Origin of the sequence: Bacillus sp. HU-1818 (assembly GCF_022695965.1) — a bacterium.
Taxonomy (GTDB): domain Bacteria; phylum Bacillota; class Bacilli; order Bacillales; family Bacillaceae; genus Bacillus; species Bacillus atrophaeus.
The window spans coordinates 46,890-72,243 of the sequence record NZ_JAAPBE010000003.1; the positions used below are offsets into that span (position 1 = coordinate 46,890).

At 45.3% G+C, this 25,354-nt stretch carries 25 protein-coding genes; 19 read left to right on the forward strand and 6 right to left on the reverse strand.

Translation table 11 applies throughout. From position 1 onward, the window contains the following. Positions 1-51 precede the first annotated feature (51 nt). Complete coding sequence (locus GXP75_RS10730) at positions 52-771, forward strand: pseudouridine synthase (RefSeq protein WP_061571868.1); 720 nt, start codon at positions 52-54, stop codon at positions 769-771. Positions 772-881: 110 nt separating this feature from the next. Here GXP75_RS10730 and GXP75_RS10735 read toward each other — a convergent pair whose 3' ends face one another. Beyond that, positions 882-1,103 (reverse strand): DeoR family transcriptional regulator, encoded by a 222-nt coding sequence (locus tag GXP75_RS10735; RefSeq protein ID WP_003325009.1) that lies wholly within the window; start codon positions 1,101-1,103, stop codon positions 882-884. A 540-nt stretch (positions 1,104-1,643) separates the two neighbouring features. Next, entirely contained in the window at positions 1,644-2,951 is a 1,308-nt protein-coding gene (locus GXP75_RS10740) for an NCS2 family permease (protein WP_003325010.1), read from the reverse strand. Between the two features lie 96 nt (positions 2,952-3,047). Between GXP75_RS10740 and pepV the strand changes: the two genes are divergently transcribed. After that, positions 3,048-4,439 carry a dipeptidase PepV gene (pepV, locus tag GXP75_RS10745; protein ID WP_242556793.1) on the forward strand — a complete coding sequence of 464 codons (1,392 nt, stop codon included), beginning with the start codon at positions 3,048-3,050 and terminating at the stop codon, positions 4,437-4,439. Between the two features lie 132 nt (positions 4,440-4,571). On the opposite strand, the gene cysK is transcribed toward pepV, so the two are convergent. Then, positions 4,572-5,510 carry a cysteine synthase A gene (cysK, locus tag GXP75_RS10750; RefSeq protein ID WP_242557143.1) on the reverse strand — a complete coding sequence of 313 codons (939 nt, stop codon included), beginning with the start codon at positions 5,508-5,510 and terminating at the stop codon, positions 4,572-4,574. A gap of 147 nt (positions 5,511-5,657) precedes the next feature. Here cysK and thpR point away from each other — a divergent pair, with 147 nt between their 5' ends. The 5 genes from thpR to GXP75_RS10775 all read left to right on the forward strand — a co-directional run bounded on the left by thpR (position 5,658) and on the right by GXP75_RS10775 (position 11,309). Beyond that, entirely contained in the window at positions 5,658-6,212 is a 555-nt protein-coding gene (gene thpR, locus GXP75_RS10755) for an RNA 2',3'-cyclic phosphodiesterase (RefSeq protein WP_242556794.1), read from the forward strand. Between the two features lie 23 nt (positions 6,213-6,235). Further along, on the forward strand, positions 6,236-7,165 hold the full coding sequence (locus GXP75_RS10760) for a hypothetical protein (RefSeq protein WP_242556795.1): 930 nt from the start codon (positions 6,236-6,238) through the stop codon (positions 7,163-7,165). A gap of 52 nt (positions 7,166-7,217) precedes the next feature. Beyond that, the gene (locus tag GXP75_RS10765; RefSeq protein ID WP_150224858.1) at positions 7,218-8,147 is read left to right on the forward strand and encodes a YegS/Rv2252/BmrU family lipid kinase; all 930 of its coding nucleotides are present in this window, start codon (positions 7,218-7,220) and stop codon (positions 8,145-8,147) included. Positions 8,148-8,173: 26 nt separating this feature from the next. Then, positions 8,174-10,306, forward strand: coding sequence for a type I pullulanase (pulA, locus tag GXP75_RS10770; RefSeq protein WP_242556796.1), 2,133 nt, complete (start codon positions 8,174-8,176; stop codon positions 10,304-10,306). Positions 10,307-10,511: 205 nt separating this feature from the next. Then, positions 10,512-11,309: a phosphotransferase family protein gene (locus tag GXP75_RS10775; RefSeq protein WP_214913965.1), complete on the forward strand. Its 798-nt coding sequence runs from the start codon at positions 10,512-10,514 to the stop codon at positions 11,307-11,309. Here the strand turns inward: GXP75_RS10775 and GXP75_RS10780 are convergent, their stop codons facing one another. Continuing rightward, the gene (locus GXP75_RS10780) at positions 11,310-11,588 is read right to left on the reverse strand and encodes a YtzH-like family protein (protein ID WP_003325018.1); all 279 of its coding nucleotides are present in this window, start codon (positions 11,586-11,588) and stop codon (positions 11,310-11,312) included. 206 nt (positions 11,589-11,794) lie between these two features. On the opposite strand from GXP75_RS10780, the gene trmB reads away from it, so the two are divergent. The 3 genes from trmB (at position 11,795) to GXP75_RS10795 (ending at position 15,135) form a co-directional block, all read left to right on the forward strand. Continuing rightward, complete coding sequence (trmB, locus tag GXP75_RS10785; protein ID WP_003325020.1) at positions 11,795-12,436, forward strand: tRNA (guanosine(46)-N7)-methyltransferase TrmB; 642 nt, start codon at positions 11,795-11,797, stop codon at positions 12,434-12,436. 71 nt (positions 12,437-12,507) lie between these two features. Then, complete coding sequence (locus GXP75_RS10790; protein ID WP_242556797.1) at positions 12,508-13,353, forward strand: YtnP family quorum-quenching lactonase; 846 nt, start codon at positions 12,508-12,510, stop codon at positions 13,351-13,353. An 81-nt stretch (positions 13,354-13,434) separates the two neighbouring features. Continuing rightward, complete coding sequence (locus GXP75_RS10795) at positions 13,435-15,135, forward strand: NAD-dependent malic enzyme (RefSeq protein ID WP_150224854.1); 1,701 nt, start codon at positions 13,435-13,437, stop codon at positions 15,133-15,135. 52 nt (positions 15,136-15,187) lie between these two features. On the opposite strand, the gene GXP75_RS10800 is transcribed toward GXP75_RS10795, so the two are convergent. Beyond that, positions 15,188-15,505: a PepSY domain-containing protein gene (locus GXP75_RS10800; RefSeq protein WP_003325023.1), complete on the reverse strand. Its 318-nt coding sequence runs from the start codon at positions 15,503-15,505 to the stop codon at positions 15,188-15,190. Positions 15,506-15,665: 160 nt separating this feature from the next. On the opposite strand from GXP75_RS10800, the gene GXP75_RS10805 reads away from it, so the two are divergent. Continuing rightward, positions 15,666-16,739 (forward strand): M42 family metallopeptidase, encoded by a 1,074-nt coding sequence (locus tag GXP75_RS10805; protein WP_003325024.1) that lies wholly within the window; start codon positions 15,666-15,668, stop codon positions 16,737-16,739. A 123-nt stretch (positions 16,740-16,862) separates the two neighbouring features. Here the strand turns inward: GXP75_RS10805 and GXP75_RS10810 are convergent, their stop codons facing one another. Continuing rightward, positions 16,863-17,309, reverse strand: a complete 447-nt coding sequence (locus GXP75_RS10810) for a YtoQ family protein (RefSeq protein ID WP_003325025.1) — start codon at positions 17,307-17,309, stop codon at positions 16,863-16,865. 238 nt (positions 17,310-17,547) lie between these two features. Here GXP75_RS10810 and GXP75_RS10815 point away from each other — a divergent pair, with 238 nt between their 5' ends. The 8 genes from GXP75_RS10815 to ytxJ all read left to right on the forward strand — a co-directional run bounded on the left by GXP75_RS10815 (position 17,548) and on the right by ytxJ (position 25,263). Then, positions 17,548-17,868, forward strand: coding sequence for a thioredoxin family protein (locus GXP75_RS10815; protein ID WP_061572541.1), 321 nt, complete (start codon positions 17,548-17,550; stop codon positions 17,866-17,868). Positions 17,869-17,885: 17 nt separating this feature from the next. Beyond that, complete coding sequence (locus GXP75_RS10820) at positions 17,886-18,695, forward strand: DUF1444 domain-containing protein (protein ID WP_106046185.1); 810 nt, start codon at positions 17,886-17,888, stop codon at positions 18,693-18,695. 14 nt (positions 18,696-18,709) lie between these two features. Further along, positions 18,710-19,315 carry a YtpR family tRNA-binding protein gene (ytpR, locus tag GXP75_RS10825; RefSeq protein ID WP_242556798.1) on the forward strand — a complete coding sequence of 202 codons (606 nt, stop codon included), beginning with the start codon at positions 18,710-18,712 and terminating at the stop codon, positions 19,313-19,315. A 168-nt stretch (positions 19,316-19,483) separates the two neighbouring features. Further along, positions 19,484-22,297: a DNA translocase FtsK gene (locus tag GXP75_RS10830; RefSeq protein WP_242556799.1), complete on the forward strand. Its 2,814-nt coding sequence runs from the start codon at positions 19,484-19,486 to the stop codon at positions 22,295-22,297. A 235-nt stretch (positions 22,298-22,532) separates the two neighbouring features. Further along, entirely contained in the window at positions 22,533-23,831 is a 1,299-nt protein-coding gene (gene murC, locus GXP75_RS10835; protein ID WP_003325031.1) for a UDP-N-acetylmuramate--L-alanine ligase, read from the forward strand. A 156-nt stretch (positions 23,832-23,987) separates the two neighbouring features. Beyond that, on the forward strand, positions 23,988-24,410 hold the full coding sequence (locus tag GXP75_RS10840) for a DUF948 domain-containing protein (protein ID WP_003325032.1): 423 nt from the start codon (positions 23,988-23,990) through the stop codon (positions 24,408-24,410). A gap of 34 nt (positions 24,411-24,444) precedes the next feature. Then, on the forward strand, positions 24,445-24,912 hold the full coding sequence (locus GXP75_RS10845) for a YtxH domain-containing protein (protein ID WP_242556800.1): 468 nt from the start codon (positions 24,445-24,447) through the stop codon (positions 24,910-24,912). A gap of 24 nt (positions 24,913-24,936) precedes the next feature. Next, positions 24,937-25,263: a bacillithiol system redox-active protein YtxJ gene (gene ytxJ / locus GXP75_RS10850; RefSeq protein WP_242556801.1), complete on the forward strand. Its 327-nt coding sequence runs from the start codon at positions 24,937-24,939 to the stop codon at positions 25,261-25,263. Positions 25,264-25,354 lie beyond the last annotated feature (91 nt).

Sequence of the window (25,354 nt, forward strand, 5' to 3'; positions counted from 1 at the left end):
TCAAATGCCCGCAAAATGCGGGCTTTACTTTTATATAAAGGAGAGAATGATATGAGGCTTGACAAGCTGCTTGCCAATAGCGGCATCGGATCAAGAAAAGAAGTGAAAAAAATCGTTAAAGCGGGTGCCGTCAGCATTGACGGAAAGCAGGCTAAAGATGTAAAAACACATGTCGATCCCTCAGAGCATGAAGTCACCGTTTATGGGGAACCAATTGAATATCGGGAATTTATTTATTTAATGATGAATAAGCCTCAGGGCGTGCTTTCTGCCACAGAGGACAGCCGGCAAAAGACGGTTATTGATTTGCTGGCGCCGGATGATATGCGTTTCGAGCCGTTTCCGGCGGGACGACTTGATAAAGATACAGTCGGATTGCTGCTGCTGACAAATGACGGCCAGCTGGCCCATCGGCTTTTATCGCCGAAAAAGCATGTACCTAAAACGTATGAAGTGCATTTGAGGTCCGGGCTGTCAGAAGAGGATATTGCTAATCTCGAATCGGGCGTCTTCATAGAGGGCGGATATAAGACAAAGCCCGCTAAGGTAGAAACTATCGCAAATAGTGAGGAACATACAGAAATCCGCCTGACGATCACAGAAGGAAAATATCATCAAGTGAAGCAAATGGCGAAGGCCGTCGGAAATGAGGTCATATTTTTAAAACGGCTATCAATGGGTGGCCTCTTACTGGACCCTTCATTGGAGCCTGGAGAGTATCGGGAGCTGACAGAAGAAGAGCTTAACGGGCTGAATGACACGCAGACATAAAACGCCCGCATATGTGCAATTTGACCGCACAACAACATGGCAAAGGGAATATCCCTTTGCCTTATTTCTATTGGACTGCCCAACACAGACAGCCCTATGTAATTTTGCGCTTATGAAGTAATCTTTACTTTCTTTCTCGTTGTCTCCCACTTGCCTCGGCTAGGACTTTGAACAAGATCATTATATGCTAACACATTTAAGTCACGCTGGATTGTTCTGGGTGTAATGCCGAATTCGTCAACCAGTTCTTGTGTCGTCACAAGGCCTTTTTCTTGGATGAACATATAAACTGATTTGATTCGAGTTAGCATACGGTTTGTTGAAGGCTTCAAAAAACCACTCCCTATCATAAGATCGGATGGACTTGACTAACCACAACTCACGACTAAAACTGCGAACGAATAAGCAACAAAGGCAGACAATTTGTCTCTCTAATTTATTTCGCCTTTATTATACACGATATTGCTATTGTGAATCTAGGGATAAGTATCAATCAATTTTTTCCATTTATCAAGAGCCATATTCATCTTTTTAGCATTATTATGTGTGTTGGCGCACGTTTATTATGATTATAGAAACTTTTTTTATCTATCATATTCTAAGTCGTTCAGGAGGTGAGCGGATCGAGAGAAATGTTCATTACGGTGATTGATGGTCGGGTTATGCCGATCGCAAAAAGGTACTTTCCAGTGTTTCTTTGCGAGCCATGTCCGGGGATCGGGGCAAACGGAGCGAGGAAAGAGGCAATTAGAACAGAAATTAATGCCAGAGCAAGCTCCATCAGCTCGCTCCAAATTCCCTGTGTCTTTTAGAATCGGTTTTATCTTTTTGTATATGCAAAATCCCTCTCGCGAAACGAGAGGGATTGTTTTTTAATGGCTTTCCAAAATGAACAGCTGGATAAAGAAGAGGACAGCAAAGATTATCACCAGGGGATGAATGTCTTTCCACTTTCTTTTCGCAGCCTTGACTAACGGATAAGAAATAAATCCGAGTGCGATTCCTGTCGAGATGCTTGACGTAAGCGGCATAGCCAAGATAACAAGAAATGCCGGAAAGGCTTCATCAAGCTCGCCCCAGCGGATGTTGGACACAGCGCCCATCATCAGGCTTCCGACGATAATTAATGCCGGAGAAGTGATCGCTGAAATTCCGGATAAGACGCTGACGAGCGGACTGAAAAACATTGAAGCGGCAAACAATACAGCAACGGTCAGTGATGTCAGACCGGTTCTTCCTCCGACAGCAACCCCTGCGGATGATTCGATAAATGCGGTGGTCGGGCTGGTACCGAAGGCCGCTCCTACTGTAGTAGCGGTGGAGTCAGCCAATAAAGCTCTTCTCGCATTCGGAAGCTGTCCGTTTTTCATGAGTCCTGCTTGCTCAGCCACACCGATCATCGTGCCTGTTGTATCAAAAATCGTCACTAACAGAAAAGAGAACACGACTGCGTACAGACCGTGATGAATGACGTCACCGAAGGCGGCAAACGGATTCGAAATGACGAGGCCTTCCGGCAAGTGCGGAAATGAGATAAATCCTTCCGTAAAGTGCAGCTGTCCGGTAAAGAACGCGATCAGAGCGGTGGCGATCATCCCGATAAATAAGGCGCCGTTTACATTAAGCACCATCAGGATAATACTGATAAAAAGGCCGATCAGCGTTAAAATAACCCCAGGCGAATGAAGGTTGCCGAGCGTAACTAAATTGGATTTATCCGCCGCGATGATTCCGGCCTGGCGCAAGCCGATAAAGGCGATAAACAAACCGATGCCTGTCGTGATGCCGTATTTTAAATTATCCGGAATCGCTTCTATGAGTTGTTTTCTTAAAGGAGTTAACGATAAAATAATGAAGAGAACTCCGGCTATAAATACAGCGCTGAAGGCTGTCGCGTATGTGATGCTGCCGCCGCTGGAGCCTACGACATGGTACGCCAGATAAGCGTTCATGCCCATTCCGGGAGCGATGGCAATCGGGAAATTCGCTGCAAGGGCCATCCACAGAGTTCCGACAATGGAGGCAATAATCGTCGCGGTAAAGACCTGGTCAAACGGAATGCCTGCATCAGATAAAATGATCGGGTTTACCACAACGATATATACCATGGTGAAAAAAGTGGTCATCCCGGCCATGATTTCTTTTTTTACTGAAGTTTGATGCTCTTTTAGATGAAACATAATATCCTCCAATTACGAACGTTTTAACAAAACACCATTAATATTATTCGTTTTATTAGGTTTTTGCAAGTCATATTTTGACGAGAGGGGATTGTTATGAACTGGGAAGTCGAAGTTATTAGGAAAAAAGAGGATTTAATAAGGGATACGCAGAAATTTTTACAAATCAACAGTGTGATGGATGAACAAACAGCCGCCGCAGGCATGCCATTTGGAAAAGGGGTAAATGAATGCCTCACTTCATTGCTATCGCTTGGTGAGAAAGAGGGGTTCACGACTAAAAATGTGGACGGGTATGCCGGACATATTGAATGGGGGCAAGGCGAGGAGATCGTCGGCGTTCTCTGCCATGTTGACGTCGTGCCGCCCGGAGACGGCTGGACAAGCGATCCTTTTTCCGCCGATATCCGGGACGGTCGCATCTATGCGAGAGGCGCGATTGATGATAAGGGGCCGACAATGGCCGCGTTCTACGCTTTAAAGATTGTCAAGGATATGCAGCTTCCGCTGTCCAAGCGTGTCAGAATCATCATCGGAACGGATGAAGAAAGCGATTGGCGCTGTGTGGAGCATTATTTTAAGCACGAGGATATGCCGACTGCCGGCTTTGCGCCTGATGCCGATTTTCCTATTATTAATGCCGAAAAAGGAATTATTGATGCATCTTTACGTATTTTGCCGCCTACTCTTGATTCATCTGCGGAATCGGTGCTTGCTTCTTTTCAATCAGGCCTTCGTCTAAATATGGTGCCTGACGCAGCAGAAGCTGTGATCGAAGGGTCCGGAAAAGAGGACATTCTCAAATCTTTTGAGCAAATGCTGAAGGATACGGATGGCAAAGGTGAAGTGTCTGTTGAGGAAAACCGGGTGGTCTTGCGCATGTTTGGCCAATCCTGCCACGCAATGGAGCCGAATAACGGTGTGAATGCCGGAATTAAGCTGGCTGAATTTTTACAGCATATTGAGCTTGATGATGCAGGGCGCCATTTTATCCATGCTATTACGGAGTCATTCTCCGACGACACACGGGGCAAAAAGCTGAACATAGCCTGTGAGGATGAAATTAGCGGCGAACTGACGTTAAATGTCGGAACGTTCCGTTATGAAAAAGCAGAGGGCGGGGAACTTGGCATCAATATTCGCTACCCTGTAACGGCAGAAAGCAAGACAATAAGAGAAGCTTTTGAAAACAACGGTACATTCCAGCTTGGAGAATTCAAAGACAGCAAGCCGCATCATGTATCAGCGGATCATCCATTAGTAAAAACCCTTCAGGCCGTGTATGAAGGCCAAGTGGGGCAAAAAGCGGATTTAATTTCAATCGGCGGAGGGACGTACGCCAGATCCTTGCAAGCGGGTGTTGCTTTCGGGCCTTTGTTCCCAGGGCGTCCCGACAGCGCTCATCAAAAGGATGAATACATTGAAATTGATGATTTGCTGAGAGCAACGGCTTTATATGCGCAGGCGATTTACGAATTGGCAAAATAAGTTTTTAAGATCAGTTTTTTATGGCAGGATCTTTATACAAGGACCGAACTCTATTTGAGGGCGGTCTTTTTTAGCGGTTACGTCTTCCGCTTCTTCATAAAGAAAGGGATGCTTTGCAGGCATCCCTTTTCATCATGATTCAAAAGACCATAAATCAGTCGATAAATACCGCTCGCCCGTATCTGCGGTCATGCACACGACAGCCAGATCAGGGGAGAGGCGTTTTGCTGTTTCGATGGCTGCGAAGCAGGCAGCGCCTGATGAGGGGCCGACAAGTATTCCTTCCTCAGCTGCTAAACGTCTTGTGGTGGTATAGGCGTCCTCATCGGTGATTTTTAAAATTTCATCATAAACCTGCTGATTTAAAATGTCTGGTATGAATCCAGGGCTTGTGCCGACAAGTTTGTGAGCGCCGGGCTTACCGCCGGACAAAACGGGGGAGCCCGCCGGCTCTACGACATGCACGGTCATATTCGGATACAATTCTTTTAATGCCTCGCCGGTTCCTGTGATGGTTCCGCCCGTTCCCGATGTCGCAACGAAGGCACCTAAAGGTTTGCCGAGTTCAGTTATTGCCCGGGCAATTTCAAGAGCGGTCGTTTTACGGTGTGCATCAGGATTTGCGCTGTTATCAAATTGCATGGGAACATAGCTGTTAGGAATGCTTTCGGCAAGCTCCTTTGCTTTTTTTATGCTGCCGGGCATCCGTTCTGCTCCCGGTGTCAACACGACTTCGGCTCCATACGCTTTAAGGAGATTAATGCGTTCCTTCGTCATCGTATCCGGCATCACCAAAATCGCTTTGTAGCCTCGGGCCGCCGCATTCATGGCAAGGCCGATTCCAGTATTTCCGCTTGTTGGCTCAATAATAACCGATCCGGGTTTCAGCTCGCCGTTTTTTTCGGCTTCAATAATCATATTGTAAGCGGCTCTGTCTTTTACACTTCCGCTCGGATTAAAAGATTCAAGCTTTAAATAGATTTGCGCAGCATTTTCAGGCTGAAGCCGGTTCAGTTTTACAAGGGGTGTATCGCCAATGAGATCAGACGTGTTTTCAACGATTTTCAATATTGTCATTCCTTTCTGAATAAAACAATCTGTACATAATATCCTAACATATATAAGTGCGGCGGCGAGAGCGTTTTACGGGCATGATTCTCTCATCGGCGCCTGTTCTTTATGATAAAATAATAGCCATAGAAGAAGGGAGCGACAGACATGTCAGACACACGGCCGCATTATTTCATCGGCATTCCGATTTCACCTGAAATTGCGAATCCGATCTTCGAGGCTGCTAAACATGAACCGGCTTTTACGTTTAAGAAATGGGTGCACCCCCTTGATTACCATATCACTTTAATCTTTCTCGGTGCGGCAGAAGACAGCCAGCTTCATCAGCTTAAGGGATCGCTTCAGGCTATTGCTGAAGAAACAGAAACGTTTTCTGTACAATTTGGGAACATTGACGTGTTTGGCGACCGCAGACAGCCGCGGGTTTTACATTTGGAACCGAAGGAAAATGACCGCCTTGCAGCGCTCCGTGAGCGAACAAAAGAAGCTGTGCTTCAGGCCGGCTTTCAGGTGGAAAAGAGAGCCTTCCGCCCGCACCTTACACTGGCAAGAAAATGGGACGGAACCGGGGGCTTCCCATCTCATGTTCCGTTTAAAAGAGGCGAAGTGACAAGCTTTACAGAACGGTTTTCCTTATTTCAGACCCATCTGAACCGATCGCCGAAATACGAGGAAATCGCTCAATTTCATCTATCAACTTAATCAAAGCGGAGTGGAGAAACAGAATGGCACAGATTATAAAAATTCATGATTATATATCAAGATATGAATTGGACCCTTATCATTACATGAATCAGTTTATCCGATTAAAAAAAGAACGCTGGAAATCGCTTTTGGAAGCAGCTGACGAGCAGCAAAACGAAAAAGAAAGCCAAATGTCAAAAGCGGAAGAAGAACCTGCGTCAAAGCGAAAACATTTTTTCTTAAAAAGAAAAAAAGAAGAAGTAACATCCGATATACATTATGAGAGGCATCACTGGTTTGATGAATTGGAGGAGGATGGCGGCGTGTTTGGAAATCTCCCGTCTGACAGATCAGAGCTCGCTTCTTTTTTTAAAAACCATTTGTACGACTTTCAATTGAAATGGGCGAGTTCCACGCTTTCAGAGATGTCAAACCTTTCAAACAAAGTGAAACATAACGGCATTTTGCGTGAGCTGGCTCAGCAGCTGCCCGATTCATACTTTATCATGTATGAGCCGGTCCTCCAGATTCATCAGGCGGCAGTTGAATTAAGCATCATCATCATTTCTCCTCTTGAAGTATTCTGCTTGGTTTACTTGCAAGCGGAGGAAGACAGCGTGTATATAGGATCAAAAAATCGTTTTTGGGAAAAGAAAACCGCCGCCGATACAGCATCTGTATTGAATCCGGGGATCAGTTTGTTTCGTACGGGCTCAGTCGTTTCCCAGCTGTTAAAGGAAAAACAGGCCGACATTCCGGTGCAGAAACTGCTGCTTACTAAAACGTCTTACATTGACTATCCCGAACCGCCGTACGGATTAAAAATAATAGATAAACGGAGCGCGGAAGAGTGGATGCAAAAGCAGCAAAAAAACACGGCGCCGATTAAACATCATCAGATGAAGGCTGCGAAGGCTCTCTTGTCATTTTGCCTGTCTGATTCTTATCGGAGAAAAGAGTGGCTCGACTAAAGCGGCACGTCCCGGACGGTTTTCTCATAAAATAAGCAGGTGAGATATAGCAATGAGCCAATGGTTTTTTATTATTAACCCGGCAGCGGGACATCGGAGCGGGCTGCGTGTATGGAAGGCTGTCCAAAAGGAATTAATCAAACGAAAGATAGAACACCGCTCCTTTATGACGGAATATCCGGGCCACGCCGAGGTGCTGGCCAGACAGATTTCAACGATGCAGGAACATAAGCTGAAACGGCTGATTGTCATCGGCGGGGACGGGACGATGCATGAAGCGGTAAACGGGCTTACACATGTTAAAAATGTGGAGCTGAGTTTTGTTCCGGCCGGCGCGTATAATGATTTTTCAAAAGGGTTTTCTATCAAAAAGTCGGATCTGCTTCATGAAATCAAAAAACAGAAGCGCCCGCTGACCCGAACCTTTCAATTAGGCAGTATGAGATTTCCCCATGAAAAGGCGCAGACTCTTTACTTTCTGAATCACATCGGCATCGGATTTGATGCGCATGTGACCAAAAAAGCAATGGAATTTCCTTTTAGGCGGGCATTGACATTGCTCCGCCTCGGGTTTCTTGTGTATCCGCTTTCTTATTTGCACGCTTCTGTCACCTATAAGCCGTTTTCACTATCCTGTACGGCAGAGGGAGAAGAGCGTGAATTTCACAACGTATGGTTTGCCATCGTTTCGAACCACCCGTTTTACGGAGGAGGCATGAAGGCGGCGCCACTGGCAAATCCCCGTGAACAGGCATTTGATATTGTCATCGTTGAAAATCTTTCGTTCGTAAAAAAATATTGGCTATTATTTGCGATGAACTTTGGCAAGCATGTGAATATGAAAGGCGTGACGATATTCAAAGCGCAAGAGATTGCCTTGAACACAAGAGACAAAATTCCGTTTCATGCCGACGGAGAGCTGATCGGGACAACTCCGGTTGAGCTGAAACCGTGTCCTGCTCCTCTGCGGTTAAAATCATAAATGTTTTCTGAAGGAGAGAGCTTCCGATGGTATGCCTCAACCGAAAGTTCGAAGCGTATTTGGATGAAATGGATGTTATTACAGTGCTCATTCCATCCGGCAAAAAGGAGAAGTACACACTCCCTTTTGTCCTTGAGACAGAAGCCGGTGATGTTTCACTTTCTGTCCGGACGGAGTGTCATATAGACGGAAAATACAAGTATATACTGGTGTCTGAGCATCAGGTTTCTCTTGGGAAAACCCACTATATCAGAGCATCAGGCGGGGACAAAACAGACCTGCAAATTGGCGCGGTAATACGAACCGAAGCGTTTGACAGCCAGTTTTATTTTGACGGGGCGCTGGGAACGGATTACACCCCCAGCCGTACAGTGTTTAAGGTATGGGCTCCGACAGCGACGGCAGCGGCCGTCAAGCTGGCTCATCCGGAACAAAAAGGACTCGTGCTTCAAATGACCAGGCAAGATCATGGAGTATTCGCCGCCCTTGTAGACGGTGATCTGCACGGATACGAATATATGTACCGTATTTGCAACAATTTAGAGTGGACGGAAACCGTCGATCCTTATGCAAAAGCAGTAACGATCAATGGAGAAAAAGGCGTAGTATTGCGTCCTGAAAAACCGCACATCACTTCTCAGGGCATTCCGTTTTTGAATCCGGCTGATGCAGTGATCTATGAATTGCATATTCGTGATTTTTCGATTCATGAAAACAGCGGTATGAAAAAAAAGGGGCAGTACCTGGCGATGACGGAAACAGATGCCAAAACACGGGAAGGTGTTTCTGCCGGGCTGTCTTACTTGAAAGAACTTGGCGTGACCCACATTGAACTCCTCCCTGTGAACGATTTTGCCGGAGTGGATGAAAAGAATCCGCTTGCCGCTTATAACTGGGGATATAATCCCCTGCATTTTTTCGCCCCTGAGGGGAGCTACTCTTCTGACCCTTATAACCCGCAGGTAAGAATATCTGAATTGAAGAAATTGATTCGAACTCTTCATCAAAACGGTCTGCAAGTGATTTTAGACGTAGTGTACAACCATGTCTATAAACGGGAGCATTCGCCCTTTGAAAAAACAGTGCCGGGCTATTTTTTCCGCCATGATGCTGATGGCATGCCGTCCAACGGAACCGGCGTCGGCAATGACATTGCTTCCGAAAGGCTGATGGCGAGAAAGTATATCATTGATTGTGTTATTCATTGGCTGAAGGAATATGACGCGGACGGTTTTCGATTTGATTTGATGGGGATTCTTGATATTGAGACAGTCCGCCAGATTAGAGAACGGGCCTTAGCGGTAAAACCGGGAATTCTGCTGTTTGGGGAGGGCTGGAATCTTGACACACCTATAAGCGATGACAAAAAAGCAACATTAGCGAACGCTTTTCAATTACCGGGTATCGGTTTTTTCAATGACTCGTTTCGCGATGCCGTAAAAGGAAGCACCTTTCAGCACGATGCGGCGGGTTTTGCGCTCGGCAATGGTGATCAGATTGATGCGGTCATCCACGGAATCACAGGTTCTGCCGGCTGGAAGGAAACAGACCCGATTGTGCAGGAACCAAGCCAGTCCGTTAACTATGTCGAGTCACATGACAATCATACCTTTTGGGACAAAATGCAGTACGCGCTCCCCCATGAAACAGACAGCGTCAAAAGAAGCAGGCAGAAGCTTGCGACTGCTGTTGTGCTGCTGGCACAAGGAATTCCGTTTATCCATAGCGGACAGGAATTTTTCAGGACAAAGCAAGGAGATGAAAACAGCTATCAATCCGGAGACTCGGTCAACCGGCTTGATTGGACGCGACGTTCAGAATTCCGGGAGGATGTCGAGTATGTCCGCAGGCTGATTGAAATAAGAAAAGCTCATCCCGCATTCAGGTTGAAGAGGGCAGCAGAGGTTGTCCGCCACCTTGATTTTTTGGAAGTAAGAGGGCATCTTATAGCATACAGACTCTTTGATTTGGAAGCGATGGATGAATGGAAAGAGATCATTATCGTCCACCATTCCAGCCCGGATAAAGCCGAGATGATGCTGCCTGCCGGGAAAACCTATCGCCTTCTGTGTGATCCGTCAGGTTTTCGCGAACAGCCGAAAGAGATAAAGGAAGAGCTGATCATTGAGGGAATCGGAACATGTATCTTATATATTTAACCGCAGTTCTTAAGAGTTTTGCTTGACGAAGTTTGTGCTATAGCGATAAAATTTAAAAGACGGCTATTGATTAGCATATGAGACTCTCAATAGCTGTCTTTTTTATTTTCATGATATTTGTATGCTAGAAGGCATTTGCCAATGATAGAAAGGCAGATCAGCCTTATTCTAAAATATTTTAAGAAATGATGGGTTGAAAATTGATATGAACTGGTTGGGACAATTACTAGGTAGCGATTGGGAGATCTTCCCCGCCGGAGGAGCTACAGGAGATGCATATTATGCAAAACATAACGGCCAACAGCTTTTTCTAAAACGTAATAGCTCACCCTTTTTAGCTGTTTTATCCGCCGAAGGCATTGTTCCGAAGCTGGTTTGGACAAGACGGATGGAGAATGGTGACGTCATTACGGCCCAGCACTGGATGGCTGGAAGAGAGCTGAAGCCTAAGGATATGAGCGGACAGCCCGTTGCTGAATTGCTTCGGAAAATCCATACCTCCAAAGCCTTGTTGGACATGCTGAAGAGACTCGGAAAAGAACCGCTGAATCCGGAGGTCTTATTATCTCAGCTTAAACAGGCTGTATTTGCTGTACAACAATCTTCGCCGCTGATTCAAGAGGGAATCGGTTATTTAGAAGAGCATTTGCATCAAGTGCATGTCGGTGAAAAGGTCGTCTGCCATTGTGATGTAAATCATAATAACTGGCTATTGTCTGAAGACAACCAGCTGTATTTAATAGATTGGGACGGCGCTATGATTGCTGATCCGGCGATGGACCTCGGGCCTTTGCTGTATCATTACGTCGAAGAGCCAGCGTGGGGCAGCTGGCTTAGCATGTACGGCATAAAATTAACAGATCATCTGCGGTTAAGAATGTCATGGTACATGTTATCAGAGACCATCACATTTATCGTCTGGCATAAATCAAAAGGCAACGACAAAGGATATCATGACGCCATGGAGGAACTTCATATCCTGATGAATCGGATCGTAAAATAATCAGGAGTACGAATCCATTTCCTCCACCCATTGAGATAAATGGCTCTGATGCTCCCGGATGTGCGAGTCGATGGAATTGGCCGTTCTGCCTGATTGGCTGTATTGGTACACATCTTCCAGCACGTGTTTGATATTTGAATTAAGATCGGTGTTGGCCATTAATGATTTGATGACGCGTTCAAGCTGTTCATATTCTGCAACAGTGCCGCAGCAATCTAATTGATGGTCAGTCAGTATGTCTTTCAATAGATGAACCTGATGCTCGTGATTTAAGCCCATATCCATACACATCCCTTCAGTATCATAAGGGTTAACGTGTTCAAAACAGCACGTTTTTATGCAAGAAAGAGGAGTGTTCCGTCTCATGGGGAACCTCCTTTTTTATGCGGGCGTCAATGAAGCCGGAAATGATAAAAACGCGCTTGCGGGTCTTTTTAATTCATGGTATGTTGTTAGTCGAAATTATAGATAGAGGTGTCAATCATATGAGAATGCGCCATAAGCCGTGGGCCAATGATTTTTTGGCTGAACACTCCGATATTGCAATAAGCGACCCTGCTGCTTATAAGGGGAAATGGAGCACCGTGTTTGGCAATGAAAACCCGATCCATATCGAAGTAGGAACGGGAAAAGGACAATTCATTTCCGGGATGGGCAAGCAGCATCCCGATATTAACTATATTGGAATTGAATTGTTTAAAAGCGTCATCGTTACCGCCGTTGAGAAAGTGAAGCAAAGCGGAGCGCCGAATGTGCGCCTGCTGAATATCGACGCTGATACACTCACCGACGTGTTTGATCCCGGTGAAGTCCAACGGGTATATTTAAACTTTTCCGATCCTTGGCCGAAAAACCGGCACGAAAAACGCCGTTTAACCTACTCGCATTTCTTGAAAAAGTATGAAGAAGTGATGGGCGGAGCCGGAGCGATTCATTTTAAAACAGACAATCGCGGCCTGTTCGAGTATTCGCTGAAAAGTTTTTCAGAATATGGATTGCTTTTAACGTATGTCAGCCTCGATTTGCATAACAGTGATCCGGAAGGCAATATCATGACAGAATATGAAGAAAAATTCTCTGCGCTGGGCCAGCCGATTTACCGGGCGGAAGCGGAATGGAGAACGTAAAACAGACTCTGATACGCGAGTCTGTTTTTTTGTTGCTCCATTTGCTACCATAAAATGCAGGAGGGATCGCAATGGAAACAATGAAAATGGGCAGTTTTGTGTTTACCTGGCTTGACGGAGGCGTTACCCATATGGACGGGGGCGCGATGTTCGGCGTCGTTCCGAAACCGTTATGGTCAAAGAAATATCCTGTAAATGAAAAAAATCAAATTGAATTGAGAACAGACCCTATCTTGATCCAAAAAAACGGGCTGAATATTCTGGTTGACTCAGGTATTGGGTCCGGAAAGATGACGGAGAAGCAAATAAGGAATTACGGCGTTACACAGCAGTCTAATATAAAAAAATCGTTAGCTGAACTAGGACTGACGGTTCATGATATTGACATCATTGCGATGACACATCTTCATTTTGATCACGCCTCAGGATTGACAGAATACCAAGATGAAAAACTTGTCTCTGTGTTCCCCGATGCAGACATCTATACCTCGTTTGTCGAGTGGAATGAAATGCGCCACCCGAATATCAGATCCAAAAATACGTATTGGAAAGAAAACTGGGAGGCTGTAGAGGGCCAGGTGAAAACCTTTAACGGTTCCTGCATGATTACAGAAGGGATCACGATGCATCACACCGGGGGCCACAGTGACGGCCACAGCATCCTTGTGTGTGAGGACGGGGGTGAAACCGCCATTCACATGGCTGATCTCATGCCGACCGCCGCCCACCGCAACCCATTATGGGTGTTAGCTTATGATGATTATCCGATGACTTCTATATCGGAAAAACAAAAATGGCAAGCCTATGCCGAGGAAAAAGACGCCTGGATGATCTTTTATCATGATGAATGTTACAGAGCAGTGAAATGGGAAGAGGACGGCAGCATCATAGATTCACTCAAACGCACGGGGAAGTAGCATATTTTTATGTTTACCCTGCATGATTTCCGGCAAATAAAGCAACCTAGTAAAAATTATGTTGTGAAAGGAAGAGGCAGGGTGAATCAATTTCAAGTGACGAAAGAAGGAGAAATAAAAACAACGTTAAGAGGATTAGAAGTCCTTTCCGTTCCTTTTTTAAATAAAGGGGTTGCGTTTACTGAAGAAGAGAGAAAAGAACTTGGATTAAAAGGCTTTTTACCTCCAAAAGTATTGACCATTGAGGAACAGGCTAAAAGGGCTTATGAACAATTCGTATCACAGCCTGATGAATTGAGCAAAAATGTTTATTTGACTTCTCTGCATGACCGCAACGAAACGCTGTTTTACAGGTTGTTAAATGACCATTTAGGTGAAATGCTCCCAATCGTTTATACACCGACTGTCGGAACGGCCATCCAAAGGTACAGCCATGAATATCGAAAACCGCGCGGACTTTACTTATCCATTGATGACCCGGAGGGAATGCGTGACGCGTTTAAACGGTTTGACGGCAAGAATGATCAAATTGATTTAATTGTTGCAACCGATGCGGAAGGGATTTTAGGAATTGGAGACTGGGGAGTCGGCGGAATCGCGATTTCTGTCGGAAAACTTGCCGTCTACACAGCGGCTGCCGGGATAGATCCGAGCAGAGTGCTGGCGGTTGTTCTGGATGCCGGAACGAATCAGGAAAGCCTTCTTAATGATCCGCTCTATGTCGGGAATCAGCATTCCAGAGTCCGTGGCGAGCGATATGATCAATTTATTGATGAATATGTCGCATTGGCAAAAGAAACGTTTCCAAATGCATTGCTTCACTGGGAAGATTTCGGCACAAAAAACGCACGGGAGATATTAAAACGGTATAAAGATAAAATCTGTACGTTTAACGATGATATTCAAGGAACGGGTGCAGTTTCACTAGCGGCGGTGCTTTCTTGTGCGAAAGCTTCAAAAATGCCTTTGAAGGAACACAGAGTTGTTATATTCGGTGCGGGCACGGCGGGCATCGGCATCGCTGAGCAGCTTCGTGAAGCTCTAGTGCGTGAAGGCGTTGATGAGAAAGAATCATACCGGCGTTTCTGGTGTGTAGACAGAAACGGGCTGTTAACCGACGATATGGACGATCTGCGGGATTTCCAAGTGCCTTACGCACGCCCGGCTGAAGAAGTGAAGGATTATCAGCGCGGCGGAGAAGGCGGTTCAATTGATTTGGCAGAAACAGTCCGGCAGGCAAAACCGACGATCCTGATCGGAACATCGACTGTGTCAGGCGCATTTACTGAAGAAATTGTGAAGGAAATGGCTTCTCATGTAAAGCGGCCTGCCATTTTGCCAATGTCAAACCCGACCAACTTATCGGAGGCAAAACCGCAGGATCTGATCGAATGGACGGAGGGTCGTGCGCTTGTAACGACCGGAAGTCCGTTTCCGCCAGTCGAATACAACGGCGTCACGTATCATATCGGACAGGCGAATAATGCGCTCGTTTTCCCGGGCCTTGGCCTCGGAACGATTGTAACAAAAGCAAAGCTCATTACGGATAATATGTTTGCAGCCTGCGCCAAATCCATAGCAGGCATGGTGAATGTAGGACAGCCCGGAGCTCCGATGCTTCCGAAAGTTGAAGATCTACGGACTGTATCTGCCACAGTAGCGGTCGCTGTAGCCGAAGCGGCCATCAAGGACGGAGTGGCTGAAGAAGAGCCGGAAGATTTAATTCAGGCGGTGCAAGATGCGATGTGGTATCCAGTGTATAAACCAATACAGGCAATATAATATGATAAGAGCCGCTGCATACCGCAGCGGCTCTTATCATATACTTGTCCTGTCAGGAAGCGACGGAATCAACGACATCTACAATCGTTCCCGTTTTCGCATCCACCATAACTTCATATTGCTCTAATTCACCGAATGCAGAGCGTGTCACACCGGTTTTGTAGACATGTACGGTTTCTCCATTAACGTGATAAGGTTCAGGCTCGGTATAAATCCATGATCCATCAATCGGTCCGCGCTGTTTAAAAGCTGATTTTACAATTTGAAGCGCTTTTTCAGATGAAATATAAGGCTTCATGGCATACTGCTTCACAATGACAGCTGCCGCAATTCCAAGTCCTGCTCCTAAAAGAAGATGACGCAATTTCACAATAAAGCACCTCCTGAGTTATCGTACTTTTCATTATACAGAAGATGCCAGGTGCTGTTAAGTAATGTGTGGGTTTATGAGCCGATTCGGTCGAGGTGCTTGGAAAACAGCTATTTTTCTAATAAAATAAAAAGACTTACATAAGAAATGAGGGGAAAACATGAATCAAGAAACGAAAGCGCTTTTCCAAACACTGACGCAGCTGCCCGGAGCCCCCGGCAATGAGCATCAGGTTCGCGCATTTATGAAGCAGGAGCTCTCAAAATATGCCGATGACATCGTGCAGGATAGACTTGGAAGTGTTTTCGGAGTAAGAAAAGGCGCGGAGGACGCGCCGAGAATTATGGTCGCCGGACATATGGACGAAGTCGGATTTATGGTGACCTCCATTACAGATAACGGTTTGTTGAGATTTCAGACCCTCGGCGGCTGGTGGAGTCAGGTGCTCCTCGCTCAAAGGGTTGAAGTTCAGACGGATAAAGGCCCGATACCGGGTGTCGTGGCCAGCATCCCGCCTCATTTATTAACAGATGCCCAGCGCAGCAAGCCGATGGATATCAAAAATATGATGATTGACATTGGAGCGGATGATAAAGAAGATGCCATTAATCTGGGGATTAAACCCGGACAGCAGATTGTCCCGGTATGCCCGTTTACGACAATGGCGAACGAAAAGAAAATTTTATCTAAAGCTTGGGATAACAGATACGGATGCGGTTTGAGCATTGAGCTTTTGAAAGAATTGCATGGCAAGGACGTGCCGAATAATCTTTATGCGGGTGCGACGGTTCAGGAGGAAGTCGGCTTAAGAGGCGCGCAGACTGCCGCCAATATGATCAAACCCGACTTGTTTTTTGCTCTTGATGCAAGCCCCGCGAATGATATGAGCGGCGACAAGCAGCAATTTGGCCAGCTCGGCAAAGGCTTCCTGCTTCGTATACTTGACAGAACCACAGTGATGCACCGCGGAATGAGAGAGTTTGTCCTCGATACTGCGGAAACTCACGATATTCCTTATCAATATTTTGTATCCGGCGGCGGGACTGATGCCGGCAGAGTGCATATTTCAAACAATGGTGTTCCGTCAGCGGTCATCGGCATTTGTTCCCGCTATATTCATACAAACGCCTCAATCATCCACATTGATGACTACGCAGCGGCTAAAGAGATGCTGATCAAGCTCGTGACTGCCTGCGATAAACAGACGGTTGAATCGATCAAAGAGAATATGTAACTCTTGTATGAAAGCTTGTCGGCAAAGGCTTTGTCCTTCGCCGGCAAGCTTTTTAGGTTCTTGGGCACTGCGGGCTAAGGGTGTCTTGAAATAAAAAAGCAGGTCCGCCAAAAGCGGTCCTGCTTACTCAGCTTCAAATACATAGGAGAGGGCCTTAATGGCTTGGTTGACGGTTTCTACAGTGATATTTGCCTTATTTGTCAGCTCTTTTAACGGATGGTGGAGCGATTCCGGCCGGATGATAATGAGCGGTTTACCTTTTGCGATGGCATAAGAGGCATCCATCGCCGTATTCCATTGCTTGTATTTTTCGCCAAACAAGGCGATGACAAAGTCTGCTTTATTCATGAGGACAGCTGTTCTGAAGTTATTCACATCAGAAGCCTTATCATCTTTTAAAACGGCATCGTGCTGCTCTCCCATAATTTCTTCTCCGATGTTGTCTGAACGGTCATGATGTTCCATCGGACCGACAAACGTAATCGGAAGTTTTAAGGATTTTGTTTTCTCCTTCAGCTCGTCCCGCCAATTGCTGTGGATTTCTCCTGCTAAGTAAACAGTAAATTGCATACCAATTCCTCCTTATGTATGGCTGATCTCTGTAAATTTTGCCCTTGATACCAAGATGTTAAACGAAACGTGCTTGATAATGCAAATAAAATATGATAATGATAATGGGAACGTTAATCTTACATAGTCATTTATTGCATTTAGTTGGTCTTGTTGTTATCAGTTTGGTATGATCCAAGTGGACTTAGTATCTGCATACAAATTTGTAAAAACTAAAAACAACTGGAGGAATAGAAAAATGAAGAAATTAGAATCAATTGAAGAATTGCAAAAAGCTGTAAAAGATGATTGGGCCGTTTTCATGTTTTCAGCAGACTGGTGTCCTGACTGCCGCTTTGTAGAACCGTTTCTTCCGGAGCTTGAAGCAAACTATCCTGAATTCACGTACTATTATGTCGACCGTGACAAATTTATTGATACATGTGCTGAATGGGAAATCTACGGCATCCCGAGCTTTGTTGTATTTAATGAAGGCAAAGAAGTCAGCCGTTTTGTAAGCAAGGACCGAAAAACAAAAGAGGAAATCGAACAATTTTTAACTGAATCTCTTGCTCAATAATAAAGGAGGGCATTAGCTTGAAAATGACGTCAAGGAAGCTGTCAGATCTATTAAAACAGCGCCTTCAGCACGAGAATCGTTCCTTTTTATTTGACAGAGAAAAAGACACCCTCCGTGTTGAGGATCAAACGACTAAAAAAGGCATCACCCTTGAACTGCCGCCGATTATCGCAAAATGGGAAGTGAAAAAAGAGGAAGCGATTGATGAGATCGTTTATTACGTTGCAGAAGCGCTTACTGCCATGGAAGGCAAAGCGCAAGAAATGACGGGCAAGGAAAGCCGGATCTATCCGGTCATCCGTTCGACCTCTTTTCCCGATACATCCAGCGAAGGGATTCCGCTTGTCTATGATGACCACACAGCTGAAACCAGAATCTACTATGCGCTTGATCTCGGGAACACATACCGCTTGATAGACCAGCGCATGCTTGAAAAAGAAAACTGGTCAAAGGAGCGGATCAGAGAAACGGCCTCTTTTAATCTCCGTTCTTTAAAAACGGTTGTCAAAGAAGATACAGTCGCCGGAAATTACTTTTATTTCTTCCGAGCGAATGACGGGTATGATGCCAGCCGGATGTTAAATGAAGCCATCCTGAATGAATATAAACACAATTCAGAGGGCGAGTTAGCCATCTCCGTTCCGCATCAGGACGTTCTGATACTTGCTGACATTCGAAATGAAACAGGGTATGATATTCTTGGGCAAATGTCAATGAGCTTCTTTGCAAGCGGCACCGTTCCGATTACCGCTCTCTCATTCCTGTACAATGAAGGAAAGCTGGAACCGGTGTTTATCTTGGCAAAAAACCGGCCGAAAAAGGATTAGAAAGGATTTTACTTATGAACGCTTTTTATAATAAAGAAGGTGTGGGAGATACGCTTTTAATCTCTCTTCAAGATGTTTCACGCGAGCAAGCCGGATTTGAAAAGCACAGCGACGCTGTGAAAATTTATAACAAAGAGACAAAGGAAACGACAGGCTTTAATATTTTTAATGCGTCTTCCTATTTAACAATTGCAGAAAAAGGTCCTGTCGCCCTTTCAGAAACTTTTGTGCAAGATGTAAACGAGATCTTAAACAGAAACGGCATTGAAGAAAAACTGACTGTCGATTTATCACCTAAATTTGTTGTCGGTTATATTGAATCAAAAGAAAAACATCCGAATGCTGATAAGCTGAGCATCTGCCAGGTTAATACAGGAGATGATACAGTGCAGATCGTATGCGGAGCGCCAAACGTTGACCAAGGCCAAAAAGTAGTCGTGGCCAAAGTAGGCGCCGTAATGCCAAGCGGACTTGTGATTAAGGATGCCGAGCTGAGAGGCGTCGCTTCCAGCGGTATGATCTGCTCCGCTAAGGAACTCGATTTACCGGATGCTCCGAAGGAAAAAGGGATTCTTGTGCTAGAAGGAGAATATGAGGCAGGAGAACCATTTCAATTTTAGACTCCCATAAATCAGGGGAAAACATCGAATCATGTGAACAAAGCCGCTGAGCCTAATGCTCAGCGGCTTTGTTCTGCTGTAAAGCTAAATCTTTTCTGAGTCACGCAGCAATGGTATACTAAAAACCGTCCCAGAAAAACATCAAAGGGAGTAAGAGAGTGATGAACCATGAGTTGGCTGAATAAATTTTTTGATTTATTTTTAGGAGAAAATGAAGAAGAGAACGATGAACGGGAAACAAAACCCGCTCAAGTTCAGAATCAACAAGAACGGCATCATCCGGAAGGTCAATTAAAGCGACTGGAAGATCCCAAAATATATTATGAATACCCAAAAGGCAAGTTTCGTTTCCCTGTTGTGCCGGACGGCCAATGGAGAACCGAACAGAGAAGGCGCGAGACGTATGAACGGAGCAATGCTTCTTCAACTGCTCAAAGCCGTCCCGTGCAGGAAAAAGAGCAGATTGATAGAACGAAGCATACATATGAAAAGTCAGAAACGGCAAAGAAGCCTTTTAAACCGACATCGATTCCGTCACCGGTCTATGGTTTTAATGGAAAACACAGAATCAAGACGGATGTTCCGAAACCGCCTGCGAAAAAAACAGACAAACAGGCACCGCCGAAAGCTGTGAAAGAGAAAGTCACGCTGCTGTCAGAAGAAGCCGAAAAACAGCGCGGAAATCCATTTTTAGAAAAACAGCCGGTTCAGAAAAAGGAAGAATCTCAAACACCGGAGAAGCAAGCTCCGAAAGCATCGGAAGAGACGGTAAGCACACACGCCGAGCCAATGGAAAACCTGTTTCAGCAAAACGGCGGGACGGAAACAAAAGCCCAAGTGAAAACAAGTATTCAGAACGAGGAATCCATTCCGCATGCTCAAAACGAACCGCCATTAGCTTCTCAAGCTGACCAAGAAGATGGGCGCAAGCAAGAGGAGTTTGGACCAAACATAGAAAACGATAAGCTCAATCTGCATGTTCAGGAAGAGCCGGACGAAATGATTGCTTCTCAAGCGGGTGAGCGCCGCCAGAAGAAGGCTGGACCAAGCCTAGATGAGGAGTTCATTCCCAAAGCACGAGAAGAATCACCGCTGTCTGTTCCTCAAGCAGAACAAGCTGAAGCTCACCTGAACGAGGAGTATGGTCTCACAGAAAAAGAAGAACTGACGCCGAAGGTTCAAGAAGAAGCGAGCGTACCATCTTCTCAAGAGGACAAAATTGAATGTCAGCCGGACTTCACAGGTCAGCATACTGAAGAAGAATTAGTTTCTCGCCAAACAGAAGATCTGAGCCGCACACAAGATGAACAAGAAAATGCAGAGCCTATCACAGAACAAGAGCGGAAAGAAGAAAGCGCAGAGAATGTATCTGAGCCTGCCATGCAAACCGCTCAGAAGCAAGTAAAGGATAATCATACAACCGAGGTACATGGCCGAAATGAGGCTGCTGATTCACGGAAAGAAAATGGACAGGCTAAGCAAACCGAACATTCTCAAAAAGGATCATCGGTTCCGTTTAATGTGCTGATGCTGAAAAGTGATACGCATAAACAGCAAAAAACAGTGGGAAGCCGTGCAGGCTATGTTTTTCCTAACGTCTCATTACTTGACGTGCCGCCCGCGCAGCGTCAGGATGACCACACGTGGATCGAGGATCAGCGCAAACTGCTGGACCTGACACTGAAAAACTTCAACGTGCGGGCGAATGTAGTTCATGTGACCCAAGGGCCGGCCGTCACTAGATTCGAAGTTCATCCTGAACCGGGCGTGAAGGTGAATAAAATCACCAACTTGTCTGATGACATTAAACTCAGCCTGTCAGCGAAGGACATTCGGATCGAGGCGCCGATTCCGGGAAAAAACACCATCGGAATAGAGGTCCCGAACCGTACGAGCAAGGTCGTGGACTTGAGGCAAATGATTCGAAGCGCCGCCTTCCGGACAAACGCGTCGCCGCTGACCGCAGCGCTCGGCCTTGATATTTCCGGAAACCCGGTTGTCATTGACTTGAAAAAGATGCCCCACGGCTTGATTGCAGGCGCTACGGGATCAGGAAAAAGCGTGTGCATCAATACGATATTAGTCAGCCTGCTTTATAAGGCGGATCCGAGCGATGTCAAGGTGCTGCTAATTGATCCGAAAATGGTCGAACTGGCGCCATACAATAAAATTCCGCACCTGGTCAGCCCTGTGATTACTGATGCGAAAGCTGCGACGGCTGCCTTGAAATGGGTTGTTGAAGAAATGGAGCGCCGTTATGAGCTGTTTGCTCATTCGGGCGTGCGCGACATTGACCGCTTTAATCAATTAACCTCCGAGCATCAAACAGGGGAGAAGTTGCCTTATTTGGTTGTGGTAATTGATGAGCTGGCCGATTTAATGATGGTTGCACCGAATGACGTCGAAGAAAGCATTGCCCGAATCGCCCAAAAAGCGAGAGCGTGCGGCATTCATCTGCTTGTCGCGACACAGCGCCCGTCTGTCGATGTAATCACCGGCTTAATTAAAGCGAATATCCCGACGAGAATTGCATTTTCCGTCTCAAGCCAAGTTGATTCTAGAACAATTATCGATATGGCGGGTGCGGAAAAACTTCTTGGCAAAGGGGATATGCTCTTTTTGGAAAACGGTTCAGGAAAACCGGTCCGGCTTCAGGGCAACTTTGTATCTGACAGAGAAATTGACCGCGTAGTTGCCCACGTCAGAGACCAGCTGCCGCCATCTTATTTATTTGAACAAGAAGAGCTCATCAGACAAGGAACTGCCTTGAAGGAAGAGGATGAGCTGTTCTTCGAAGCTTGCGAATTTGTGGTAGAACAAAACAGCGCAAGCACCTCAAGCCTGCAGAGAAGATTTAGAATCGGCTACAATCGCGCAGCAAGGCTGATCGACATGATGGAAGCGGAAGGCATGATCTCGGAAGCCAAAGGGAGCAAGCCGAGAGAGGTGCTCATCACAGCTGCTGATTTAACAAATGAATAATATGGTTCATTTTCATCCCAAACATGGTATGATAATGGATAGATATTTTCTATGCATGCCGGCCGTTAACAAATTATAATATGAAATGTTTAACCGGGAAGAAAAAGCCGGATAATAAAAATAAGCGAAAAAAATAATCGGAAAAGCCGCCGTCGGCTTTTTTGCCGCTGCGGTTGCAAATTGAAATGAACGTCATATACTGGGGAACAGATAGACGTTTGTTGGAGGTACAATTATGACTGTTTATCATTTTGTTGGAATAAAAGGGACAGGTATGAGTCCGCTTGCCCAAATACTTCATGATACCGGATATACTGTCCAAGGATCGGATATCGAAAAACAAATTTTCACGCAAGCCGCTCTTGAAAAAAGGAATATTCCTATTCTTCCTTTTAGCGCTGACAACATTAAAGCCGGCATGACTGTAATTGCCGGAAACGCGTTTCCTGATACACATCCTGAAATAGAAAAGGCGCTGTCTGAAGGAATTCCGGTCATCAGATATCATAAATTTCTTGGTGACTACATGAAAAAATACATCAGCGTAGCCGTAACGGGCGCACACGGCAAAACATCGACGACGGGCCTTTTAGCCCATGTGATGCAGCAGGCAAAACCGACTTCTTTCTTAATAGGGGACGGAACCGGAATGGGGAATGAAAACAGCGAGTATTTCGTGTTTGAAGCATGTGAATACCGCCGCCATTTCTTAAGCTATCAGCCGGACTACGCGATCATGACGAATATTGATTTTGACCATCCAGATTACTTCTCCAATATTGACGACGTGTTTGATGCGTTTCAAAACATGGCTCTTCAAGTCAATAAAGGCATTATTGCCTGCGGGGACGATGAGTATTTGCCGAAAATCCATGCGAATGTGCCGGTCGTTTATTACGGCACGGGAGAAGAGAATGATTTTCAAGCGAGAAACATCGTAAAGAATACGGAAGGGACAACATTCGATGTCTTTGTCCGTAATACATTTTATGATACATTCTATATTCCGGCGTACGGCCACCATAATGTGCTGAACTCATTAGCGGTTATTGCATTATGCCATTACGAAGAAATTGATGTGAACATTATCAAGCTTGCCCTTCAATCATTCGGCGGAGTGAAACGCAGATTCAACGAGAAAATACTCGGAGATCAGGTCTTAATTGACGACTATGCGCATCACCCGACTGAAATTAAAGTAACCATTGAAGCAGCCAGACAGAAATTTCCGGAGCGCGAAATCGTCGCAGTATTTCAGCCTCACACGTTTACGCGTACGCAGTCATTCCTTGACGAATTCGCAGAAAGCCTGAGCGCGGCTGACTGTGTTTACTTATGTGATATTTTCGGCTCGGCGCGTGAAAATATCGGCAAGCTGACGATTGCCGATCTTCAGGAAAAAATCGACAATGCGAAGCTGATTGACGAAAACGACACCTCTGTTTTAAAGGCTCATGATCAAGCGGTTCTCATTTTTATGGGAGCGGGGGATATTCAAAAATACCTTAGAGCCTACGAGAACGTCATAGCATAGTAAAAAAGCAGTGGGGCTCTCACTGCTTTTTACTTTGCACTTAATAAAGGAATTTAACGAAACATGAAGAATTATATGTTTACAGCCCATTTATACATGTTTATGATTTCAATTATCGGGTAAACACCATTATATCCTGCAATAAGGAGGTATTAGATGATTATTATTCTCTATTTAAGCGTTGCACTCATCGCTGTAGCATTTCTCATCTTAGTGATCTATTTGTCCAAAACGTTAAAGTCTTTGCAGGTGACATTAAAAAATGTTGCATCAACACTCGACGGGCTTGAAGGACAAATGAAAGGAATCACCGCTGAAACTGCCGAGCTTTTACATAAGACCAACCGCTTGGCGGAAGACATCCAAGAAAAATCAGAAAAACTAAACACGGTCGTTCATGCTGTTCAAGGTGTGGGAACTTCTGTCCAGCAGTTCAATACATCCATTAAGCAGGCAGCAGGATCTGTATCGACATCAGTGAGAGAGAACCAAGATAAGATTAATCAAGTCGTCACCTGGAGCCAAGCAGCGATGGAGATTTGGGAAAAGTGGAAGCAAAAGAAAAAAGCATCTCTTTAATCATAAGAAAACCATACAATTAGGAGGAATAATTATGAGCAAAGATGGAATTAATAGTAAAGATTTTCTTATCGGGACACTAATCGGGGGAATCATCGGTGCAACCACCGCCCTTTTCCTAGCACCTAAATCAGGTAAAGAACTGCGAGACGATCTCGGAAATCAAGCGGTTGCCTTAAAAGACAGAACTGACAGAATGACAGCAGATGCCAAGGAAAAAGGTTCTGAATATGTAAGCATCGCAAAAGACAAAACATCAAATATTACACAGCTTGTAGCAGATCAGTCAGGCCAGATTATGAATAAGGTGAAGGACATAAAAGACCGCTCCAAAAATACAACTGACACTGCAAATTCTGATTCAAACGCTGCTCTCAACGAATTGGGAGAAGAAGCGAAAAAGGCGGCACAGCAAGCAAAAGATCAAGTCGCCCAAACGAAAGACGAAATCAAAAGCGAAGTAAAAGATGCACAAGCGCAGGCTGAACAAGTGAAGCGCTGAGTAAGAAAGGAGAATTATGTCATCATGGCGAAACAGCTGATTCAATCTGAGGAAGAATTTAAAAGCATTGCAGAAAAGGAAGACAAGTTTGTGTTCTTTAAGCATAGCTTGACATGTCCGATCAGCCAGGCCGCTTTTCATGAATTTGATGCCTTTGCGGATAAACATGAAGAGGTGCCTGCATACTACCTGCAAATTCAAGAGAGCCGGCCTCTCTCGAATTTCATTGCTGAAACATACGGAGTCAAACACGAAAGTCCTCAGGTTTTTGTCATCCAAAACGGAGAAGTCAAATGGCATACCTCCCATTCACAAATTACAGAAAACTCAATAGGACAGCATATTTCATGAAAAAAGCCGCCAGATTGTATCTGGCGCTTTTTTTTTTTGAAAAAACTATTGATCATTTCAGTCATATCATGTAGGATTACATCATACAATA

Coding starts and splice junctions, on each gene's coding strand:
- GXP75_RS10730 (WP_061571868.1), top strand. CDS start 52: ATGAGGCTTGACAAGCTGCTTGCCAATAGCGGCATCGGATCAAGAAAA.
- GXP75_RS10740 (WP_003325010.1), bottom strand. CDS start 2,951: ATGTTTCATCTAAAAGAGCATCAAACTTCAGTAAAAAAAGAAATCATG.
- pepV (WP_242556793.1), top strand. CDS start 3,048: ATGAACTGGGAAGTCGAAGTTATTAGGAAAAAAGAGGATTTAATAAGG.
- thpR (WP_242556794.1), top strand. CDS start 5,658: ATGTCAGACACACGGCCGCATTATTTCATCGGCATTCCGATTTCACCT.
- GXP75_RS10760 (WP_242556795.1), top strand. CDS start 6,236: ATGGCACAGATTATAAAAATTCATGATTATATATCAAGATATGAATTG.
- GXP75_RS10765 (WP_150224858.1), top strand. CDS start 7,218: ATGAGCCAATGGTTTTTTATTATTAACCCGGCAGCGGGACATCGGAGC.
- pulA (WP_242556796.1), top strand. CDS start 8,174: ATGGTATGCCTCAACCGAAAGTTCGAAGCGTATTTGGATGAAATGGAT.
- GXP75_RS10775 (WP_214913965.1), top strand. CDS start 10,512: ATGAACTGGTTGGGACAATTACTAGGTAGCGATTGGGAGATCTTCCCC.
- GXP75_RS10780 (WP_003325018.1), bottom strand. CDS start 11,588: ATGGGCTTAAATCACGAGCATCAGGTTCATCTATTGAAAGACATACTG.
- trmB (WP_003325020.1), top strand. CDS start 11,795: ATGAGAATGCGCCATAAGCCGTGGGCCAATGATTTTTTGGCTGAACAC.
- GXP75_RS10790 (WP_242556797.1), top strand. CDS start 12,508: ATGGAAACAATGAAAATGGGCAGTTTTGTGTTTACCTGGCTTGACGGA.
- GXP75_RS10805 (WP_003325024.1), top strand. CDS start 15,666: ATGAATCAAGAAACGAAAGCGCTTTTCCAAACACTGACGCAGCTGCCC.
- GXP75_RS10810 (WP_003325025.1), bottom strand. CDS start 17,309: ATGCAATTTACTGTTTACTTAGCAGGAGAAATCCACAGCAATTGGCGG.
- GXP75_RS10815 (WP_061572541.1), top strand. CDS start 17,548: ATGAAGAAATTAGAATCAATTGAAGAATTGCAAAAAGCTGTAAAAGAT.
- ytpR (WP_242556798.1), top strand. CDS start 18,710: ATGAACGCTTTTTATAATAAAGAAGGTGTGGGAGATACGCTTTTAATC.
- GXP75_RS10830 (WP_242556799.1), top strand. CDS start 19,484: ATGAGTTGGCTGAATAAATTTTTTGATTTATTTTTAGGAGAAAATGAA.
- murC (WP_003325031.1), top strand. CDS start 22,533: ATGACTGTTTATCATTTTGTTGGAATAAAAGGGACAGGTATGAGTCCG.
- GXP75_RS10840 (WP_003325032.1), top strand. CDS start 23,988: ATGATTATTATTCTCTATTTAAGCGTTGCACTCATCGCTGTAGCATTT.
- GXP75_RS10845 (WP_242556800.1), top strand. CDS start 24,445: ATGAGCAAAGATGGAATTAATAGTAAAGATTTTCTTATCGGGACACTA.
- ytxJ (WP_242556801.1), top strand. CDS start 24,937: ATGGCGAAACAGCTGATTCAATCTGAGGAAGAATTTAAAAGCATTGCA.